The organism is Oceanobacillus sp. NCCP-135, from assembly GCF_059698015.1.
In genome coordinates this window covers 153,650-174,314 of the sequence record NZ_BAAKSZ010000005.1, presented here as the reverse complement: position 1 = coordinate 174,314, position 20,665 = coordinate 153,650, and the positions used below count along the sequence as shown (strand labels likewise).

Below are 20,665 nucleotides of genomic sequence, written 5' to 3'. Positions count from 1 at the left end.
TATACTTTCATATATGGATTAACCAAATTACTTTCTATTTTTCATCACTTCAGCTAAAACCTTAGAATTTAAATCTTTTTCCTCATCTAGTTTATCAATGATATTCTGATAGTCCGCTTTATTTCGATTTTGGCTTAATTTATAAGCAGCCTGAACTTCTTGGACTTTAATTTTAAATCCAACAATACCTTTGATTTGTTTTTTAGTTTGGGAAGAAAGATTCTCCCATAAAGCTGGATTCTGACGATGTTGCTCATATTTTTGTAATAGCAGTTTAAGGTCTTCCTGCAATTCTTGTTCACTCATGATACTAGCTGTTCCATATATATGGACAGATTGATAATTCCATGTTGGTACATTTTCAGACTTATACCAAGAAGACGAAATGTAAGCGTGCGGACCTTGATACATGACAAAGACGTTTTCCCTGTTATCCTCCAACGTTTTCCACTGATCATTCGCATAAGCAAAATGTCCTGTTATATAGTAATCATCTCCTTGTTTATGTAAATCAAAAGGCAAATGAGAGGCAATAGGCTTTCCTAGTTTTGTCGTTACAATTGTTCCAAATGAGTTATGCTGAATAAATTCTCTGATTTCATCAAAGTCTGTGACTTGATAATATTTAGGGATATACATAAAAATCCACCTTTCAAAAGCTTATTTAATTGTTTTCATCATGATCAAGTCTGTTTGTTCTTCATCACCCATATAAAAAGAGTGGGTTCCTGTATGAACAAAGCCCATCTTCTTATAGAAAGCAATAGCATTTTCGTTCTTTTCCCATACACCCAGCCAGACTTTTTTTTTATTATTTTTCATTGCAATTTCCATAGCTTTCTCAAGCAGATACTTACCAAGTCCATGTTTTTGAAATTTGTTCTTGATATAAATCCTCTCTAACTCAAGTGATTCGGCACCCATCTCTTCGGACTGGGCATCGTCGGTATTGACCTTTAAATAGCCAGCAACTTCATCGTTGTAGTAAACAAAAAAGAATTGGGAAGAGGTATTGTATAATTCCTTTTCTACTTGTTCTAAGTTAAATGCTCGCTCCAGATAGGTTTTCATATTTTCGGCTGAATTCTGATCCTTAAATGTCTCATCAAAAGTTTCATAACTAATTTCTTGAAGTATGTGTAAATCTTCAAGGGTACATCTTTTTATATTTATAGTCATTTTTATTATGTCACTCCTTTATATATTCAATAACTTCTCTTGTTTCCCTGTTTTACAAATTCCCATTCTTTTTGTATGTTTTTTTCTTACTCTTTGAAGAAGTTTGAAAAAGGCTTCTGCTTCAATTTCGGAAAGAGTTTTTTGTTTTATTACATGATTAAACCTATTACGTGTAATCGTTCAGAATAATCTCTATATATAGTTTAACATAATAACCCATATATCCTTTGGAAATAATAATAAGTTGCTAAAATGAATGTGATTTATTGTTTTTTTTCTCTGTAACTGGATCCTTTATATTTCGTGCGGCTATTTATCTATTGAATTAGTTGTAGCCTTCTCACATAATAATATAGCCAGGACGAAAAATTATGGGCAATGGAGTGATATTTTGAAAATAAACAAAAAAGCTCGAGAAGCGTTAATTGCAGAAGTAAACAGATTGACTGACGAGGAATTGAATAAGAAGCCTGCAGATGATCAATGGTCAATTAAACAGATATTGGAACATCTTTATTTGATGGAGGGCGCAGTTACTAAAACAATTCAAACTCAATTGGCGACAGGTGAATCGGCTATTGCAGATGAAAAACCAATCGAATTAACAATTAATCGTACAATGAAAGTCAACGCACCGGATTTTGCCGTTCCAAGTGAAGCATTTGTTACAATGGAAGAACTAAAGACGAAGTTAGCAGACACACATCAAAGTTTGAAAGAATTAGTTGAATCTGCAAATGACAAGCAGCTTGAGGAAAAGGCTTATCTACATCCGGTGTTTGGACAAATGAATTTAAAGCAATGGATACCATTTATTGGGTATCATGAGATGCGACACATTGAACAAATTAAAGAAGTTAAATCGAAATTGCGGTTAAAATAATCAAGAGAAAACGGGCAGCATAAGTTGTTCGTTTTTTAATTTACTAACAAGTACCAGCAGGAAGTTGATTTCATTCTCTACCTTTTCTTGTATAATAGAATGAGAGACTAACAGTGAGGAGGGGCAGCGTGAAGAAGAAAAAGCGATGGATGAAAATCGGAATAGGGCTGCTTTCAGTTCTGTTGATTATAGATATTGTTGCCAGTTTTTACTTTTATAATCTGGCAATCGAACGTAATGTGAAGGACTTTTTAATAGATAATTCCGATTTGGAAGTATCTGCTCAAGCAATGGATGTATTTATCGATGGTGACTGGCGGGAATGGGTGGATAACCAGGATTTTGAACAATGGGAAATCCAGTCCTATGATGGTTTAAAACTGCAGGGATACTATTTGCAAGCTGAAGCACCAACAGATAAAACGGTAGTATTGGCACATGGCTATTTGGGGCGGGCGAGAGATATGGGATTATACGGTCAATATTATTATGAAGAGCTTGGCTACAATATATTTACAGCTGACCTCAGAGGGCATGGGGAGAGTGAAGGTGATTATATCGGATTTGGCTGGCATGATCGGTTGGATTATATAGATTGGATCGATCGAGTGCTGGAAGAGGTAGGAGATGATGCGGAAATCGTATTACATGGTGTTTCCATGGGGGCAGCAACAGTGTTAATGGCAAGTGGGGAAGAACTGCCTGATAATGTGAAAGCAATCGTGGCTGATAGTCCATACACAAGCGTATATGATATGTTTGATTATCAAATGGGTCGCATGTTTCACTTACCTGCTTTTCCAATATTGCCAAGTACTAGTGTTGTAACAAATATGCGTGCAGGATATTCATTATCAGAGGCTTCAGCTTTGGATCAGGTGAAAAAAGCGGAAGTGCCGATTTTATACATTCATGGAAATGCAGACACATTTGTACCGACAAAGATGACTGAAAAATTATATGAAAATACGAAAAGTGAAGCGGAAATGATTACATTTGACAATGCAGGTCATGGTGAGGCATTTGTGACACAGGAAGATAAGTATGTTGATAAATTGAATAAGTTTTTGGGTAAGTATATAAGATAGCATGAGAGACTTTCTGTTCGTGGGGCAGAAAGTTTTTTTGGTGCTTAGCGTGCTATAAAATTCGAATGCTGTGGATAACTTAGTTACTGGAATAGCACGTTCAGCTCCAGCGTTATGTCCATGAGAATGGCTCTCATGGACAAATCAAGCATGGAATCGGGAGGTTATGTCCATGAGAATGGCTCTCATGGACAAATCGTGCATGGAATCGGGAGGTTATGTCCATGAGAATGGCTCTCATGGACAAATCAAGCATGGAATCGGGAAGTTATGTCCATGAGAAGAGCCCTCATGGACAATTCGTGCATGGAATCGGGAAGTTATGTTCATGAGAATGGCTTTCATGGACAAATCGAGCATGGAATCGGGAGGTTATGTCCATGAGAATGGCTCTCATGGACAAATCAAGCATGGAATCGGGAGGTTATGTCCATGAGAATGGCTCTCATGGACAAATCGTGCATGGAATCGGATAGTTATGTCCATGAGAAGGGAAAAGTCTACACAGTAAATTTCTTAAGCGTATCTTGTGACGCAGTTTATAGATTTCCTAGCAAAAAAATAGCCCTTTCTGTGCACGGCTCCAATCTTTTTAGAAAACATTTTTTTACAATAAAATGCATAAATATAAATAAAAATTAATAAATATACTTGAATAATTATAATCATAGGTCTATAATAATGAATAATTAAAATACAGCGAAAGGAAGATAGTCTTTGAGAAATGTAGCAATTGTTGGTGGAACAGGATATGGAGCAATTGAATTAATACGGCTGATACATTCACATGAATATATGCAAGTGAAAAAAATAATTTCACATTCACAGTATGGAGAAGAACTTGCGCATATTTATCCACATCTGATCGATTTTATTGATGATCCAATGGAAGAATTAGAGATTGACAGTATCAAAGAAGAAGTGGATATTATTTTCTTTGCTACCCCGGCTGGTGTAACGAAAAAGTTTATCCCAAAATTAATGGACTCATCTGTACAATGCATAGATTTATCAGGAGACCTTAGAATCAGCTCAAAAGAACAGTACGAACAGTGGTACGAGGGGGAAGCAGCACCACAGGAAGCGTTGGACCAGGCAGTCTATGGTATGCCGGAAATTAATAAAGCACAGGTGAAAGCTGCAAGGATAATTTCCAATCCCGGTTGTTTCCCGACCTCTGCCATACTTGGGTTGTATCCAGCACTTGAACATAAAATTATTCAAATAAATCCCATCATTATTGATGGAAAGACCGGAGTTTCGGGTGCAGGAAGAACACCAACAGCGGCGACGCATTTCTCAGAGACGAATGATAATGTAAAAGCCTATAAAATCGGTAAACATCAGCATATTCCAGAACTTGACCAATATTTATCAATCGCTGCAAAAGAGCAGGTGTCATCTGTTTTTACAACACATTTGATTCCGATGACACGTGGATTGGTATGCACCATATATGCACAATTGAAAAAAGCAATAACTACGGAAGATGTCATCGGATTATACAAAGATTATTACGAATCAGCTCCATTTGTCAGAATTCGTTCGGAAGGAGAATTTCCGGCAACCAAAGAGGTGTATGGAAGTAATTTTTGTGATATTGGCCTTTATGCAGATCAACGGACAAATCAGCTGATTATTGTTTCTGCAATAGACAATTTAGTAAAAGGAGCAGCAGGGCAGGCAATACAGAACGTTAATATAATGAATGGCTGGGATGAATGGCATGGATTAAACACGATACCCATGTATCCATAAGAAAGGGTGAAAATATATTGGTTGCTACAACAATAGTAAAAAGTATCCAAATTATTGAAGAGGGACATCTAACAAGTCCGAAGGGTTTTACAGCAGGAGGTGTACATTGTGGACTTCGAAGAACGAAACTTGATTTAGGATGGGTCCATTCGCAAATACCAGCGGCAGCAGCAGGGGTTTATACATTAAACTCCTTCCAGGCAGCACCACTGAAGGTAACGAAAAATAGTCTTGAAAAATCAAAAAAGCTCCAAACTGTTGTTGTAAATTCTGCTAATGCAAATGCATGTACTGGAAAACAAGGCTATATTGATGCATTGGAAATGCAAAAGCTGACGGCAGAACAATTAGGAGTTGAGATAGATCATGTTGCTGTATCTTCAACAGGGCTTATTGGGGTTCCACTCCCTATGGATAAAATCCGTTCCGGTATTGGGATGCTGGGAAAGGATACAGCTATTTCACCGGAGTATTTTGAAAAAGCTATCTTAACGACAGATACGGTAACGAAGCATCTTGCTGTTCAAGTAGAAATTGATGGAAAAATGATTACGATTGGTGGAGCCGCCAAAGGGTCTGGAATGATCAAGCCAAATATGGCAACAATGCTTTCCTTTATTACGACAGATGCTGCAGTGGAACAAGAAAGCCTGCAAGCTGCTTTAAACGCCGCTACAGACAATTCGTTTAATATGATCTCTGTGGACGGCGATTGCAGTACAAACGATATGGTGCTCGTACTGGCGAACGGCATGCAGAAAAATGAGCCCTTACATGAGTCCCATCCGGAATGGAACGTATTTTTTGAAGCATTCCAGTTGGTCTGTAAGGGTCTGGCGAAGCTAATCGCAAAAGATGGAGAAGGTGCGACGAAGCTGCTTGAGGTTAACGTTACTGGGGCATCTTCAGAAATTGCTGCAAAACAAGTGGCAAAGGCAGTAATTTCTTCTAATTTAGTCAAAACAGCGATTTACGGAGCGGATCCTAACTGGGGAAGAATAGTTTGTGCGGTTGGCTACAGTGAGCAGCCGATTGATGTTGATAAAGTGGGTGTTTCACTTGGTAATATAGACGTAGTAAAAGATGGACTCCCACTAGATTTTGATGAAGCTGAAGGAAAAGAGTACTTGAATAATGAAACGGTAAAACTAGCTGTTAGCTTAAATAATGGTAATTGTGAAGCGACTGCGTGGGGTTGTGATTTGACCTATGATTACGTCAAAATTAATGCCTCCTACCGAACATGAGGTGAATGTGATGAATCCAGTTATTTTGAAAATTGGGGGAAGTGTTTTAGCAAAGCTACCCGATACTTTTTATGAGATGGTAGTACAGTTGAAGAAGTCTGGAAGCTGTGATCCTGTCATTGTCCATGGTGGAGGACCAGCCATAAATAAAGCTTTAGAGAAATTTGGGGTTGAAAGTACGTTCAAAGATGGACTACGGGTAACAACAGAAGACGTCCTTAATATTGCAGAAATGGTTATGAGCGGATCGGTAAATAAAAAAATTGTCCATCAGCTTGTGAAGGCCGGAGGTTCAGCATGTGGAATGAGTGGTTTGGATTGTTCCCTCCTGCAGGCTGCTTCAGCTGATCCAACCGGTTCCCTTGGTTATGTAGGACAGGTGGAAGAGGTAAATACGGATTGGCTGTATCTGTTAATAAAGGCTGAAATCATTCCAGTCATTTCACCAATTGGAATGGATGCTTCCGGTCAGCGATATAACATTAACGGTGATATGGCTGCATCAGCAGTTGCCGGAAGTCTGAAGGGAAAGCTTGCTTTGATCAGCGATATTCCTGGTGTAATGGAAACCATTGATAATACGACGGTGATCCATTCGGTACTGACCAAACAGGAGATTGAGGAAAAAATTTCATCCGGTATTATCCAAGGCGGAATGATACCAAAAGTCCGTTCAGCAATAGAGGGGCTTAAAGGTGAGGCAACTGAATCGGTGATTTTAAATGGACTAAATCCGCTTGATTTGAAAGATTATCTAGAAGGTCATGAAGCTGGAACGAAAGTGGTTATGGAAGAGGAGGTTTCTAATGTCTAGCGTTACCTTAAAACAAAGCAATCTAATGAACATCTACAATCGTTTTCCCATCACCCTTGTAAGAGGAAAAGGGAGCTATGTCTGGAATGAACTGGGAGAAAAATTTCTCGATTACACTTCTGGAATTGCAACATGTAATCTTGGGCATGTTCCAGACGCAGTTCAAGAAAAACTAAAAGAACAGCTTGATACACTTTGGCACTGCTCCAATTTATATGAAATTCCCTCACAGATCTCACTGGCTGCTGCATTAACGGAAAACAGCTGCTTTGATCAGGTTTTTTTCGCAAATAGCGGAGCAGAGGCAAATGAAGCTGCGATTAAACTAGCAAAAAAGTATGCGAAAGACAATGGACACTTAGAGCGGACAGAGATCGTTACATTCAAAAGTTCATTTCATGGGAGAACATCTGCAACAATGGCTGCTACCGCTCAGGAAAAAATTCATCATGGTTTCACTCCATTAACTCCAGGATTCCGTTATTTGCCATTTAATGATTTTGATGCTCTGCAGCAAATAAATAATGGAAAAACAACAGCTGTACTCCTCGAGTTCATCCAAGGTGAGGGTGGTGTAAACCCTGCAGATGGGAAATGGGTGAAAGAACTTGCCAGTTTGTGTAAAGATGCAGATATTTTATTGATGATCGATGAAATCCAGACAGGAATAGGCAGAACAGGTACATTATTTGCCTATGAACAATACGGGGTGGAACCGGATGCTATTACATTGGCAAAAGGACTCGGTTCCGGTTTTCCGATTGGTGGCTTGCTTGCAAAAGAACATGTCGCAACATCCTTCCAGCCGGGAAGTCATGGCAGTACATTTGGTGGCAATCCATTAGCCATGACAGCTGGTCTGGCAACATTGGAAGAAATATTAAATGGGCATTTGCTTTCAGATGTTTGTGCAAAAGGAAAATGGCTGAAGCATGAACTGGAAATTATAAAACAGCATTTTTCCTTTGTGAAAGAAGTCAGAGGTGCAGGTTTGCTTATCGGAGTTGAAGTAGATAACGAGGTAGGATCAATCATTAGCAAATTCAGACAAAAGAAAATCCTGATCTTGGCTGCAGGAACTAATGTGCTTAGAATATTACCTCCTCTGACAACCACGCAGGAAGAACTGGAGCTTTTTATAGATATATTTAAACAAATTGCTGCTGAAATAGATACTACCTTAACAAACTAAAAAGGATCTTTTACAAAGTACGGGGAAATTAATAGTTTTGTTTCTTTAAAAACACATTATACCGGTTCCGGATAAACCAACTGAACCAACCTTCCCCGCAAAATGTGATTGAACCACTAAAAAAAGTATAGTTTCAGTAACTCACCTCAGGAGGAATTAATTATGTGGAAACAGAAAGCTTTGAATAAGGTACTTGTAATCGGATCTGGACCAATTGTTATCGGGCAGGCTGCTGAATTTGATTATGCAGGTACACAGGCCTGCCTGTCATTAAAAGAAGAGGGGATTAATGTTGTTCTGGTTAATAATAATCCTGCGACAATTATGACAGATGAACAAATTGCCGATACTATCTATATGGAACCACTACAGGTAGATACATTAGAAAAAATCATCGCTAAAGAAAGACCGAATGGGCTGATTGGCTGTCTGGGAGGTCAGACAGGATTAAACTTAACAGTGGAGTTACATGATAAGGGAATCCTGGATAAATATAATGTTGAACTCCTTGGTACATCTGTATCTTCTATTAAAAAAGGTGAAGACCGCGAACTGTTCCGAAATTTAATGATTGAGATTGATGAACCAATCCCAGAATCGGAAATTGTACAGTCGATAGACGAAGGCTTTGAGTTCATAAAAGCAATTGGATTCCCCGTGATTTTGCGGCCAGCCTACACTCTAGGTGGTACAGGCGGAGGATTTGCCTACAATGAAGCGGAGTTCTCTGCAATTTTAAATCAAGGTCTAAAATTGAGTCCAATTCATCAGGTGCTTGTTGAAAAAAGCATTAAAGGCTGGAAAGAGGTGGAGTATGAGGTCATGCGTGATTCTGCAGGTAATTGCATGATAGTCTGTGATATGGAAAACATGGATCCTGTTGGTGTACATACTGGGGACTCCATTGTTGCTGCACCTTCACAGACATTATCAGAATATCAAAGCCAAATGCTAAAAGAAGCATCTCTCAAAATAATCTGCGCACTGGATGTTGTAGGCGGCTGCAATATTCAATTTGCGCTGCATCCCGATACTAATGAATATTTCATCATTGAAGTAAATCCAAGAGTAAGCCGTTCTTCAGCACTTGCATCAAAAGCAACAGGATATCCAATTGCCTATATAACAGCAAAATGTGCGGTAGGAAAGACATTGGATGAGATCCAGCATCCAGTTCAACACAGTATGAATGCGCTCAGCGAACCGGTACTTGATTATGTTGTAGTAAAATTACCGAGATTTCCATTCGATAAGTTTACAGAAGGTGACCGGACATTAGGGACACAAATGAAGGCTACTGGTGAAGTAATGGCAATTGATTCCATGTTTGAAGGAGCTTTGAACAAAGCCGTCCGTTCCCTTGAGATGAATGTATCCAGTCTGAATTGGCCAGGTATGCATGAAAAATCCATTGTGGAGTTAACAGAACTTTTATCAACACCAAATGATTTAAGAATCTTTGCGATTGCAGAAGCCTTTCGTCGTAAAATGAATATTGAACAGCTTATTCAGCTTACCGATATGAATGAATGGTTTTTAAACAAAGTAAAATCGATTATTACCTGTGAACAAATACTTGCTGAAAATAAATGGCCGAATCTATCAGTGTCGAATTTGAAAATAGCTAAGCAGCTTAATATCAGTGATGACCGAATTGCTGAGCTAGTTGAGACAACTGCTAAAAACCTAAGAGAAATTTATAAGGAAAATAAAATGATGCCTGTATATAAGTCAATTGGAGCAAGTGATTCTTCTTCCTGCTATTATTCTACTTGGCAGGAGAGTGATCAGGTATTCACGATAGCTAACAAGAAAAAAGCACTTGTTCTGGGGTCTGGGCCTATCCGGATTGGGCAGGGGGTTGAGTTTGATTACTGTTCCGTTCATGCAGCATTATCCCTGAAGAAAATGGGTTATGAAGCGGTAGTGATCAATAATAATCCGGAAACAGTAAGTACGGACTATTCAGTTGCAGACAGATTATATTTTGAACCATTGGCATTGGAGGATGTCCTAGCAGTCATTGAAAAGGAAAACATTACAGCTGTACTGATTCAATTCGGTGGTCAAACGGCGATAAATTTAGCGAATGACCTAAAGGAAGAAGGCATTAATGTTTTGGGAACCACTCCAGAACATATTGACCAAATGGAAGATAGGGAACAATTTTATAATCTATTAAATACGTTAGCTATTCCACATATCGCAGGACATATTGTGAAAAAAAGTGATGAATTAATGGAATCTGTACAAAGCCTTGGTTTTCCGGTACTGATTCGCCCTTCCTACGTTATAGGAGGACAGTCGATGTTTATTTGCAATAATGAAGACGAGTTGACCAGCTATATGAAAAGAATGCAAAAGGAAACCAATGGACGAATTTGGCCATTATTGGTCGATCAATACATTCCTGGTCTAGAGTGCGAAATTGATGTAATAAGTGATGGCAAAGAGATTGTCATTCCAGGAATCCTTGAGCATCTGGAAAAAGCGGGAGTTCATTCCGGAGACAGCATGGCAATTTTCCCATCTGCTAATCTGACTGATAAAACAAAACAGCGCATTGTGGAAATAGCAAATATAATCAGCAGTGCTGTACCTGTTGTAGGAATAATGAACATTCAATTTGTGATTGATAACAATACTATTTATGTCCTTGAAGTAAATCCGCGTTCTTCAAGAACCGTTCCAATTATGAGTAAGGTGACTGGAATTCCAATGATTGAGTGGGCGGTAAAAGCACAGCTTGGCATTCACCTGAAAGAGGTGACTAATGATCTGGGATTATTAAAAGAACCAAATTACTATACCGTGAAAGCACCAATTTTCTCAGCTGCTAAGCTTAATGGTGTTGATCATGTACTAGGACCGGAAATGAAATCAACTGGCGAAATTATTGGCGTAGGATGGACGAAATCTGAGGCTTTGGTGAACGCATCAACTTTTCTTGGGATACAGAATTTATATCAAGAGAAATTACAGCTTTTTGTGTCTGTCTCTGATCGCATGAAAAAGGAAAGTGTAAATTTGGTAACAGAATTTATCCAGCTCGGTGCCCAAATAACTGCAACAGAAGGAACTGCAAAATACTTGCGGAATGCGGGTATTCCAACAACGTCAATTGTAAAAGACAAGGAAGATTTATTGAATCACTGGAAAAATAAACAGCCACACATCGTACTGAATATTCCCAATCAAGGAAGGCAAAAAGAGAAAATTGGATTTTTTATCCGTGAATTGTCTGTAAGGTACCATGTTCCGTATTTTACCAGTTTGGAAACATTATATGCAATAATGGGCTGGTTTAAAGATACTAATTTTGAAGCAAAACCGAGAGCTTTAAGAGAGTATTTACAACAAATGGACGAATTTGAGAAAAAAACTGTAAAATGGAATCTGGAAAGAGTTATACTTTAATTAGCAGGATGTTTTCTAGATAATTGGGATGGCGTTTGCTCGTCCCGTTGAAATATCTGGGAGTGCAGTTCTTCGTAAACTACAAGATTCTACACATTGTAATTCTGGAATTGTATCTTACGTCACTACATCAACTGTGAAGGATTAAGTACAACGGAAAATTAATAACAGCAATCTGAACAGTGGAAATATAGCAAATAAATAAAAGATTAAGATTAAAAATCCTAGGACATAAAGGAAGATTTGATCGTTTTTCATTTTTATTACAAAAATAAAACCACATGAAATCATCATTTATAAGATTGATCTCATGTGGTTTTTTCATTTTATAAGAGTTTTGTTCCAGACTTTATCATTTATAAATATTCCTCAAACCAGCGGCAAATATGATTTAATCGTTCAATTCGCATTTCCGGCTTTCCACTGCGGCTCAGTTCGTGATTGGAATCAGGGAAGCGAACAAATTCAACCTCTTTACGCAAATGCTTGAGTGTGATAAACAGCTGCTCACCTTGTTCAATTGGGCAGCGGAAATCTAGTTCGCCGTGTAATATTAATAGTGGTGTCTCTACATTTTCTGCATATTTCAATGGAGAAATATCCCACAGTTTTGCTGGGTCATCTAATAAATTCAGTCCATGCTCCCATTTTGTAAAAAAGAAGCCAATATCACTAACCCCATAAAAACTCAGCCAATTCGAAATAGAGCGCTGGGTTACTGCTGCTTTGAAGCGATTTGTATGACCAACAATCCAGTTAGTCATGAATCCACCGTAACTTCCACCGGTAACACCTAAGCGATTTTCGTCAATAAAGCTGTAATTTTCCAATACATAGTCCACTGCACGCATTAAATCAGTATAATCTCCTCCACCATAATCAGTGCGGCATGCATTTACAAAATTTTGCCCATATCCGTGACTGCCTCGGGGATTCGTGTATAAAACAACATAGCCTTTCGCTGCAAGCAGCTGCATTTCATGGAAAAATGTTTGCCCATACATTGCATGGGGACCGCCATGAATTTCTAATACGAATGGATATTTTTTGCCTTCTTCAAATCCGTATGGCCTAAGCAGCCAGCCCTGAATTTCCTGGCCATCCTTTGCAGTTACTGTAAGTGTCTCGGGTTCAGCCAGATGAACTTCTTCTAAGTATTTTTTATTAGCATTTGTTAATCTTACCAATTCTGAAGTGTTTTTTAATTGATAAAAATTACATGGATTTGTTGGTGTGCTGATTCCGAGAATAAACGAATTTGAAAGGGGATCATATGAAAAACCAAAAACATGATTATTATCTTTATACAGAACTTCCAAATCACCATCCAATGTTACTTGATATAAGCCAGTAGCACCAAAATCAGTAGCAATAAAAAATAGACGATCTTCCTCTTTTGCCCAGACCGGTCCAGTAGTGGACTGACCTAAACGTGTATCACCAATCATTAAATCTCCTAGCTGCATATCCCACTCAGCACTTAGACAAGTACGCTCGCCTGTTTCAATATCAAATATATATAATTCGCTTAAGGTTGCACCCTGGTATGCAAATTCATGTCCAAGGCAGACAATCTTATCCCCACTAGGAGAAAATTGTGCACTATGATAATTGCCTTTACTATTTGTTAGTTTTGTTACTTCTTTTGTCGTTATATTTATTGTAAAAAGATCCTCTATTAGCTCATAATCCGCATCAGCATTTAGATTTGCAGTGAATAAAATTAGATTGCCATCAGGTGAAATATCCTGATAGCCATGATCAGCATCGGCATCAGTTAATTGTATGAACTTCTCGTTTTTAATATCAAATAATATTAGTTGATTCCGTTTATTATCATGGAAACCTTTTGCATTCGATTTATATTTTAACCGATTGATGATGAGCGGCTGTTCCTTTTTCTCTTCAGTTTCTTTTTGCCGTTCTTCTTTTGATTGTTCTTTTTGACTTTGTATATCGTCATCATGATCCAGAGAAGCATTGAAAATGATATACCTTCCATCCTTAGACCATACTGGACTTACAGCACCATTTTTGAAAAAAGTTAGTTGCTTTGCTTCACCACCATCCGTGTTTAACATCCAAAGCTGTGGCAAGCCGCTTCGGGTTGATTGAAAAACGGCTTCGTTCCCATCGGGTGAAAATTTGGCATGACTGTTTTTAACATTTCCATAAGTCCATTGAGTTGCTTTCCTATCGGTTAATTTTTGAAAAAATAAATGAGATTCATACTCGTTCTTATCATTAATTTCTGTTGATATAAATGTATATGCTTTTCCGTCTGGAGTGAATTGTGGATCACTATATACTTGTAACTTAGTAATATCATCAGCTGTTATAGCACGCTTATATTCGCTCATTAAATAGCCTCCTTGGATAAAATTTTCCAAACTTTATTTCATTTTAAACTATTTCGAGTAACGAATCAATTAGATTGTAAGATTAATTGATTCGGATGATATTCCTTGTTTTACGGGCGATATCCTCGTTCACCGGACGATATCCCTCGTTCTTCGGGCGATATTTCTGTTCTCCGGGTGATAAATTCGCTCTCCGGACGATATCCCACGTTCTCCGGGTGATAAATTCGCTCTCCGGACGATATCCTTCGCTCTCCGGACGATAAATTCGTTCTCCGGACGATATCCTTCGCTCTCCGGTTGATAAATTCGCTCTCCGGTCGATAAATTCGCTCTCCGGACGATATCCTTCGCTCTCCGGTTGATAAATTCGCTCTCCGGTCGATAAATTCGCTCTCCGGTCGATAAATTCGCTCTCCGGTTGATAAATTCGTTCTCCGGTCGATAAATTCGTTCTCCGGACGATAAATTCGTTCTCCGGTCGATAAATTCGTTCTCCGGGTGATAAATTCGCTCTCCGGACGATATGTTTATTCTCTAAAAAAATTTATTTGATATTTCCATTTATTAAATTTTATTCCCCATTGAAAAAATCCCCAATCAATCTTCTCCGGACAGTCTTCACCTATATCGGGGCGGGCTTTATTGCGGTACTGAAAATGGTGCTGCGCTTTATAATTCCATAAAAATAGCAGACAGTTTTGTAATGTAAAAAAACGGTATCTGCCTGTTGCAGAAGAATATCCATAGTTGAGCCATAGTTTTCATCGATAATCCAAGCATCATTCTTCATAATTTCTTTGGTTTCATTAATAAAAACTTCTCGTCGAATAGGCGCCCAATTAGGCTGCTAGTGAATTGCAACTAAATCATACACAGGAATATTAAGTATGTTGCCAAGAGTTTGTGCCAATATGGATTTCCCAGTGCACTATCACCGATTATAGTAATTTTTTACATATCATTCTTCTTATATAACTTAGATAATGGAGAAATGTCATCACATAATTTACTAATCATAACACGGAATATTCAAAAAAATAAAAGGAATAAAAAGCAGCCATTTCAAAAATGGCTGCTTTAGCGATCAGTACTAACTAAAACTATTACTGTAAACTGTTTTCATAGTAGTTAACATATTTGCATCTTCTTCATACGCCTGCTGTAGAAGTCTTGTGATTTTTCCAGGTTTACCATTACCGACTTGCCTGTTATCTACTTTGATAATCGGTGTAATTTCTGATGTACTGCTAGATAAAAACATTTCGTCTGCCCATATAATATCCTCAACAGAGAATCCATCTTCATATAAAGGAATTGTTAGATCTTTAACGAATTTTTCGATACGCATGCGTACACAGCCATGCAAAATATTAATCGTTGTTGGGTGTGTGTATATTTTGCCATCCTTAACCATGAATACATTCGCTGAGCTGCATTCTGTAACTAATCCATCTTTGTGCAGAATAGCTTCATAGCATCCTTGATCCTTAGCTTCTTGTTTTGCCAGTACGTTTGGAAGTAAATTCAAACTCTTAATATAGCAATTTTCCCAGCGAATATCACGGTGGGTAATGGTTGAAACGCCATTTTCCAAGGCTTCCAGATTACGAGAAAGATCTTGGACATATGCATAAATATTTGCAGGTACATCAACTGGAAACACGTGATCACGTGGAGCTGAGCCGCGGGATACTTGTAGATATACTTTTCCATCCATTTTCATGTTATTTTTATCTAATAATGCGATTAATAAATTACATAATTCCTTTTTTGTAAACAAAAGTGTAATTTTTATTGCTTCTGCAGAGCGGAATAGGCGATCGACATGTTCTTCAAGTAAATAATAAGAACCATTGTAGATACGAATAACTTCATATATACCATCACCAAACTGTAGTCCGCGTTCCTCGTAAGGATACTTTAAATTATCTCGGTGCGTAAACTTTGCTTGCGTCATAATAATCGGATAAACTGACATTCTTTTCTTCGCCTCCCTAAGGTTATGCCTATTCTATAACTTCTTAGTTATGTTGTAAATGGATAATTATCAGCTTAAATAAAAAGTGATAAATATCACAGAGTTTAAATTAGCAATAGCTTATAATGGTAATTAAGTTGGAGAAGGGTTGGGATTGTATGGAACCATTATTAAATAGATTGGATTCCTATGATTATGATATGCTATTGGCTAATTCGAGGAAACTGGAAGTTAAGAAGGGGAATGTGATTTTCAAGGAAGGAACCCCTTCAAATTATTTATATTTTATATTTAAGGGACAAGTTCGTATTTATAAAAAGTTGGGTTCCGGAAAAGAAATAACGATTTTTACAAGAAATGAATTTGACGGTTTTGGTGAAATCGGTGTATTTAGTGGCAGAAAATATTCCAATACTGCGGAAGCTATAAAAAACACGATACTTTATTATATTGGAAAGGATGAGGTTGAAAGCATTTTAAGTCAAAATGGTAAAATGGGACTGCACTTTACCAGATGGGTTGCGGAGTCATTGGAATCGAGCAAAGCAAAAATGCGTGATTATATCGCATTTGGTTCGGAAGGAGCGGTCGCTTCTATATTCGTAAGGTACTCAAATATGTGTGGTGTAGTAACAAAAGAAGGTATTCGCATTACTGAACCTATTATGTTAAGAGAAGTGAGTAAACATATCGGTATTTCCAGAGAAACAGTTAGTCGTGTTGTGAACAAATGGAAAGAACAAGGTATAATCGAAAATGATAATAAGTATTTTTTACTTAAGGATATGAATTATTTCAAAAAATTATTAATCTGTGAAAATTGTGGAGTTGAAAATTGCGTGTTATAATTCTTGTCTCTGTATGGAAAGTATCCGCTCGGGAACGGGGACTTTTCCAGAAGGGTATAATCATCATCCCGTCATATGAACATTGGTTCTAGCGAGAAATATCAGCATGAAAAACAACAAAAACAATAAAATGCAGGCAATGCCTTACTGGACAGTTTCACATGGGGTGTTGCATTTAATATTGCAATGTAAAATAAAATGTCGAAAAAAGTAAAATTTCCTATTGATTTGTTTGAAACTTGTTGATATAATTGTTTTTGTGTTCAAAAAAAGATCCGTCACGAGCGAGTCATCCACCGAATAAGCTTCGAGTTGCCACGAAGCACAACCATCATTGAATAAGAAGAAGATGTAGGGGCATGCTGTTCGGAAATGAAAAATAAATAATTTAACCTATAAAATGCGGGTGTAGTTTAGTGGTAAAACCTCAGCCTTCCAAGCTGATGATGAGGGTTCGATTCCCTTCACCCGCTCCATACATATGTCTTAACGCAGTGTCTCGTAATCTAATGTACGAGGTGTTGCGTTTTTAATTTGTATGTAACCATTCCACTTGCATGCCCCTTCACTTGAACTCACACTTTATTACATAGTATTCTAAAAGAGGTTGTTCAAAAAGTCCGGTGAAAATGACACATCAATGGTTCAAGTTGGCGATAGCGAATTTTCTAATAAGCCTGTGTCCAGGGACTACGGGACAGTAATTCCTCGTCCCACCGAACACAATTGTGTGCAGCTTAGAAGTCGGTGCAACACGCACAAGCCCCATTCTTTACGTATTAATTGCATGCTTTTTTGTTCCTTGAAAAGGAAGATCACCTTTCCTGCGTACGACGTGATTTCGGGGGAGATTTCCTTGTGCTCAAAGCTTCATCGTCTCGAACTTCTCGGTCTTTTTCGTCCTCCTTTTGAACACGCACTAAAATAAGCTTCTACTTGTGAGGGATTCTAATGAAAAAATTACTTCAGCAATTAAAACAACTCGATAATAAAAGCTATAAAGCATATAAAAGTGTTCAAGGTTATCACAAATATGATAATTTTGATTTATATATAGATTATGTGCAGGGGGATCCGTTTGCTGCACCTTCAAAGATTCGAATCACTATTTCGCAGCAAAAACGCTCCATTGCAAATGAATGGATTGAAACATATGCCAGAAGAATTGCCGCTGAGGATGCATTAGCACGTAGGGTTGGCGAGACAATTGCTAGTCAACAATTCTCAATCAATGGCTCAGGTAAGAGTGGGTTGATTTTATTTGATACACCAGGGCAGGAAGTTCTGGAAAGAAGTGCTGTCCAAATTAATTCCGAATCCATAACGATATGTATATCAGTAGGCTTGCCAGCGAATGGACGGAGAATTAACGGAAGGGATGCAGAAAAATTATTTGCTAAGGCTATCCCGATGATTATTAAAAAATCGATTTTTTCTATAACAAATGAAGAAATTGATAATGCGATAAAGCTTGCTGATCAACAAGAGGCCATCCGAGAGGAGATGCAAAAGAATAACTGGATTTCTTTTATAGCAAATGGAGCGATTCTGCCTAGAGAGAGCGGGGTAAGCAATCGGCCAATGAAGGATGCGATTAAGTTCCAAAGTCCAGCAGAAAATGAAGTAACAATAGAAATTCCTTATCAGACTAAACCAATTAAAGGGATGGCTATAAACAAAGGGATTACATTAATTGTTGGTGGGGGCTATCATGGAAAAAGTACTATTCTGCAAGCGATCGAACGTGGCGTTTATTCCCACGCCAAAGGGGATGGACGTGAATATGTTCTGACAGATCCAGATGCTGTAAAAATACGTGCTGAAGATGGCCGGCAAATTACCGGGGTGAATATTTCACCATTTATTAATAATCTTCCTCATAAACAGGATACCGCATTTTTTTCCACAGAGAATGCAAGTGGAAGTACATCTCAAGCTGCTAATGTTATGGAGGCACTCGAGGCTGGTGCATCAACATTGCTGATTGATGAGGATACTAGTGCAACCAACTTTATGATTCGTGATCATCGGATGCAGCAATTGGTGAGTAAAGACAAGGAGCCAATCACCCCATTTATTGATAAAATAAAACAGCTGAATGAAGCGCATGATGTGTCAACAGTACTTGTAATGGGTGGTTCTGGTGATTATTTTATAGCAGCAGATACAGTGATTATGATGGAAGCATATATTCCTCATAATGTAACACATGAGGCAAATGAAATCATGAAAAAATACCCACTAGAGCGTGATGCCTTATTAGCAGGTTCGTTTGGATCGATTAGCCAGCGATATTTTCAGCAATCCTCTTTGCAAACAAAAAAAGGTAATCGTGCAAAAGTGCAAGCTAAAGGATTAAAGAAAATTTTAATGGGAAGAACGGAAATTACTTTTGAGGATACAGAACAGCTTGTTGACGATTCTCAGACTCGCATGATTGCTGAAATCATTCAGTATTTAGATCGGACAAATGGACTTGGGCAGGTCTTATTAAAAGAACTGTTAAATAAAATTGAAGAGCAGATGAAACAAAAAGGGTTAGCATCTTTTACTGTATTTAAAGAGCAGCATCCGGGAGATATTGCACGACCACGCAGATATGAAATTGCAGCAGTGTTGAATCGAATGCGAACAGCAAAAGTAAACCAGAACTTGAAGGGAGGCAATTCAAATGAATATCGAGAAACTAAAACAGGAAATAATCGAATACAGCAAAGAAATTGGTATTGATAAAATTGGCTTTGCCTCTGCAGATGTATTTGGGGAATTAAAAGAAAGGTTGAAGCGGCAGCAATCACTGAAATATCAATCAGGATTTGAGAAGGGCTCGATAGAAGAACGAACGGAGCCACGTCGTTTATTACCAGAAGCGCAATCGATCCTTTCCGTTGCTCTTGCTTATCCATCACGGATGAAGAATGCACCAAAAGGTACGAGGGAGGAGAGGCGTGGTATATTTGCCCGGGCGTCATGGGGCGTTGATTATCATGTTGTTTTACAGGATCGTCTGGAGAAACTTTCTGTCTTTATCAACGAAAAGATTCCGGATGCAGTAAATAAAGTGATGGTCGATACCGGGGAGCTTTCAGATCGAGCTGTTGCGGAACGAGCCGGAATTGGTTTTAGTGGGAAAAATACTACTATCATTACGCCCGAGTTTGGTTCTTTTGTTTATTTGGGTGAACTGATTACCAATATCCCATTTGTGCCTGATGAACCTGTTGAAGATAGCTGTGGCGACTGCAGGAAATGTCTTGATGCTTGTCCAACAGGGGCACTTGTACAGGGAGGGCAATTAAATGCTCAGCGCTGTATTGCGTTTTTAACACTAACAAAGGATTTTCTGCCAGATGAATTTCGCACAAAAATCGGCAATCGATTGTACGGCTGTGATACATGTCAGGTAGTTTGTCCAAGAAATAAAAAGGTAGATTTTCATCTACATCCGGAGTTCGAACCGGAAAATGAAATTGCTAAACCGAAACTAAAGCCCATGCTTCGAATTTCCAATCGTGAATTCAAGGAAACATTTGGTCATGTAGCAGGCTCCTGGCGGGGAAAAAAGCCCCTGCAGCGTAATGCGATGATTGCACTTGCTCATTTTAAAGATGAAACTGCGGTTGAGGAGATGATTGCTGTAATGAAAAATGACCCAAGACCAGTTATTCGTGGTACAGCTGCCTGGGCACTTGGGAGAATCGGTACAGAGGAAGCTAATGAGGCAATCAAATCAGCAATGGAAACAGAGCAGGATGAACAGGTTTTATATGAAATGGAAAAAGGCTTGGATTTTGGAAAGAAGCTATCCTTTAATTAATTTTGAAACCTTTTGCTTATTTCTTCGTAGATTATAGCAAGGATGAAAAATGAGGAACATAATAATTTACAAAGGGGTTAA

14 protein-coding genes, 1 tRNA gene and 1 pseudogene are annotated in these 20,665 nt (G+C 38.2%); 11 read left to right on the top strand and 5 right to left on the bottom strand.

Translation table 11 applies throughout. The features are described from left to right. Positions 1-27: 27 nt before the first annotated feature. The 3 genes and pseudogenes from AC6HVZ_RS05795 to AC6HVZ_RS05785 form a co-directional block, all read right to left on the bottom strand. A complete protein-coding gene (locus AC6HVZ_RS05795) occupies positions 28-639 on the bottom strand; it encodes an FMN-binding negative transcriptional regulator (protein WP_497557198.1) in 612 nt (203 codons plus the stop codon). Positions 640-660: 21 nt separating this feature from the next. After that, complete coding sequence (gene paiA, locus AC6HVZ_RS05790; protein ID WP_497557197.1) at positions 661-1,179, bottom strand: spermidine/spermine N(1)-acetyltransferase; 519 nt, start codon at positions 1,177-1,179, stop codon at positions 661-663. A 26-nt stretch (positions 1,180-1,205) separates the two neighbouring features. After that, positions 1,206-1,311 (bottom strand): annotated as a pseudogene (locus AC6HVZ_RS05785) (MarR family transcriptional regulator); the annotation flags it as partial. A gap of 259 nt (positions 1,312-1,570) precedes the next feature. Here AC6HVZ_RS05785 and AC6HVZ_RS05780 point away from each other — a divergent pair. From AC6HVZ_RS05780 to carB, 7 genes are all read left to right on the top strand, one after another. Next, positions 1,571-2,062, top strand: a complete 492-nt coding sequence (locus AC6HVZ_RS05780; protein WP_497557196.1) for a DinB family protein — start codon at positions 1,571-1,573, stop codon at positions 2,060-2,062. Positions 2,063-2,190: 128 nt separating this feature from the next. Next, positions 2,191-3,150: an alpha/beta hydrolase gene (locus AC6HVZ_RS05775; RefSeq protein ID WP_497557195.1), complete on the top strand. Its 960-nt coding sequence runs from the start codon at positions 2,191-2,193 to the stop codon at positions 3,148-3,150. Between the two features lie 717 nt (positions 3,151-3,867). Beyond that, positions 3,868-4,908, top strand: a complete 1,041-nt coding sequence (gene argC / locus AC6HVZ_RS05770; protein ID WP_497557194.1) for an N-acetyl-gamma-glutamyl-phosphate reductase — start codon at positions 3,868-3,870, stop codon at positions 4,906-4,908. Beyond that, complete coding sequence (gene argJ / locus AC6HVZ_RS05765) at positions 4,872-6,155, top strand: bifunctional glutamate N-acetyltransferase/amino-acid acetyltransferase ArgJ (protein ID WP_497557193.1); 1,284 nt, start codon at positions 4,872-4,874, stop codon at positions 6,153-6,155. The genes argC and argJ overlap by 37 nt, the downstream gene beginning before the upstream one ends. A gap of 10 nt (positions 6,156-6,165) precedes the next feature. Continuing rightward, complete coding sequence (argB, locus tag AC6HVZ_RS05760; protein WP_497557192.1) at positions 6,166-6,969, top strand: acetylglutamate kinase; 804 nt, start codon at positions 6,166-6,168, stop codon at positions 6,967-6,969. Beyond that, entirely contained in the window at positions 6,962-8,161 is a 1,200-nt protein-coding gene (argD, locus tag AC6HVZ_RS05755; protein WP_497557191.1) for an acetylornithine transaminase, read from the top strand. Before argB ends, argD begins: the two co-directional genes overlap by 8 nt. A gap of 162 nt (positions 8,162-8,323) precedes the next feature. Continuing rightward, entirely contained in the window at positions 8,324-11,578 is a 3,255-nt protein-coding gene (gene carB, locus AC6HVZ_RS05750) for a carbamoyl-phosphate synthase (glutamine-hydrolyzing) large subunit (RefSeq protein ID WP_497557190.1), read from the top strand. 356 nt (positions 11,579-11,934) lie between these two features. Here the strand turns inward: carB and AC6HVZ_RS05745 are convergent, their stop codons facing one another. Beyond that, entirely contained in the window at positions 11,935-13,938 is a 2,004-nt protein-coding gene (locus AC6HVZ_RS05745; protein ID WP_497557189.1) for a S9 family peptidase, read from the bottom strand. A 1,093-nt stretch (positions 13,939-15,031) separates the two neighbouring features. Continuing rightward, positions 15,032-15,919: a D-amino-acid transaminase gene (gene dat / locus AC6HVZ_RS05740; protein ID WP_497557188.1), complete on the bottom strand. Its 888-nt coding sequence runs from the start codon at positions 15,917-15,919 to the stop codon at positions 15,032-15,034. A gap of 158 nt (positions 15,920-16,077) precedes the next feature. On the opposite strand from dat, the gene AC6HVZ_RS05735 reads away from it, so the two are divergent. From AC6HVZ_RS05735 to queG, 4 genes are all read left to right on the top strand, one after another. Next, entirely contained in the window at positions 16,078-16,767 is a 690-nt protein-coding gene (locus AC6HVZ_RS05735; RefSeq protein ID WP_497557187.1) for a Crp/Fnr family transcriptional regulator, read from the top strand. A 402-nt stretch (positions 16,768-17,169) separates the two neighbouring features. Further along, positions 17,170-17,243: transfer RNA gene (locus tag AC6HVZ_RS05730), tRNA-Gly, on the top strand. A 475-nt stretch (positions 17,244-17,718) separates the two neighbouring features. Further along, positions 17,719-19,497, top strand: coding sequence for an ABC-ATPase domain-containing protein (locus AC6HVZ_RS05725; protein ID WP_497557186.1), 1,779 nt, complete (start codon positions 17,719-17,721; stop codon positions 19,495-19,497). Next, positions 19,439-20,584, top strand: coding sequence for a tRNA epoxyqueuosine(34) reductase QueG (queG, locus tag AC6HVZ_RS05720; RefSeq protein ID WP_497557185.1), 1,146 nt, complete (start codon positions 19,439-19,441; stop codon positions 20,582-20,584). Before AC6HVZ_RS05725 ends, queG begins: the two co-directional genes overlap by 59 nt. The last annotated feature ends 81 nt before the right edge of the window (positions 20,585-20,665 follow it).